This is a genomic window from Lentilactobacillus sp. Marseille-Q4993 (genome assembly GCF_951230165.1).
Classification (GTDB): Bacteria; Bacillota; Bacilli; order Lactobacillales; family Lactobacillaceae; genus Lentilactobacillus.
In genome coordinates this window covers 1-1,597 of sequence record NZ_CATNVB010000063.1, presented here as the reverse complement: position 1 = coordinate 1,597, position 1,597 = coordinate 1, and the positions used below count along the sequence as shown (strand labels likewise).

The following is a 1,597-nucleotide window of genomic DNA, read 5'->3' as shown; positions in this document are numbered from 1 at the left end:
CAAGCTTACGACTATGAGAAAACGTCCCATTAGGCTACTAATATAAATTGTATATTGAACCAATACAGCGATTTTTTGGGAAAATAAACCGCTACTATTTAGTGTACTCTTTTTTTAGAATACTATGCATTTGACATTCTACTAGAACTGTTGTTGGTCGATAGTTTTTGGAAGTTCTAATCACTTTGTGATTAGGGCTTCTTTTTTATGGATTTTGAAATTGAATAATACTCTAACTCTGAATCTAAAGAAGTTTCTAAAACCGTACCCACTGCGTTTGATAAGCTTGATCTTGTTGTTTGAACCTTCTAATGGTCCATTTGTGTAGTTATGAATGAAGGTGTTTTGTATCTCATCATGGTGCTGCTGAAGATGGTTGAGGACTACTTGCATCTCTTCTGAACATTTTTCGGTGTGTTTAAAATCGATATTGTAGTTGTTCCAATCTTTATCTTTAACTGCCTGATACAGTTGGTTTAATACTTTGTATGTTTCTTCAAGTTCTGGTGATAGATGAGTGATTGATCTAACTACATCAATTTCAGGCATCAAATATGGCAAGTAAGTCCATCTTCGATAATGTTCATAATCAAGGCTTTCATGAGGTGTTAATAGTAGTTTCCAATAGCGCTTAAGCGCTTTGTATTCACGCGATGAGTGAGAAAAATTCTTCATAACTTTAATCCTGGTTTTATTGAAAGCTCGATTAAGATCGTTGATTATATGGAATTTATCCACCACAACGATTGCGTTTGAAAACACGGTTTCTATTAATCTTGGATAGGTGTAGTTCATATCAGTGACGATGATTTTTACGTTTTCTCGTGCGGAGTCAGTGTAACGCCTAAAGTGGCTTACCAGCTTCCGTAACGATCTAAACGATAGAATGTCTATCAGTTCATGCGTTTCTCCATCCATTATTTCAAAACTCATTGTATCCTCTGTTGATTTTGTGGTCTTAACCTCATCAACCAGAATCACCTTTGGTAAGAAGTTTAAATTAGGCTCGAAGTCACGTTCTGCTTGCATCATGAGGCGACCAACGAAACTGTCAGATGTAGATATCTCTTTTGAGATATGCTTCATGGACACTTCTTCGGTCAGCTTTTCTAAACAAAGTTTTCGAGTAGCGTATGAAATAGTGCAGTTTTTTGGGACGATACTGGTTTGTGCTAAGAAGTAATGTGGTTTGTTAGCATCTTCTTTACAACAGAAATAACGGCGCTTCAAAATTAAAATCACTGTGTTACCAATAGCTCTTGGATACCTGATGGTCGTCCTCCGCCAACCGTATTTTGTTATTTGGCCTTCATTAATAATTCCACAGTGTTCACATGCCTTAGGAACATAATCAAGCGTAGCTTGGATTCTAGTAATACCATCATCGCCAACCGAGCTATCAATCAAAGTTATATTTTCATCTTTAATACTTAGTAAATTTTTGCTAATATTATCCATGCGGAGTCCTTTCTTTGAACGCTTTTAGTAGGGTGGTTTAAAACGGAAGGTCTCCGTTTTTGTGTACCTTTAGAATATACAAAAAAATCTGCTATCAGTGATAGAAAAATCTATCACCAACAACAGATATTGTAGAACC

Annotated in this window: 1 protein-coding gene; it reads right to left on the bottom strand. The window is 36.0% G+C overall.

What is annotated here, in order from left to right:
• Positions 1-180: 180 nt before the first annotated feature.
• Complete coding sequence (locus QOW94_RS10915) at positions 181-1,458, bottom strand: ISL3 family transposase (RefSeq protein WP_283680485.1); 1,278 nt, start codon at positions 1,456-1,458, stop codon at positions 181-183.
• Positions 1,459-1,597 lie beyond the last annotated feature (139 nt).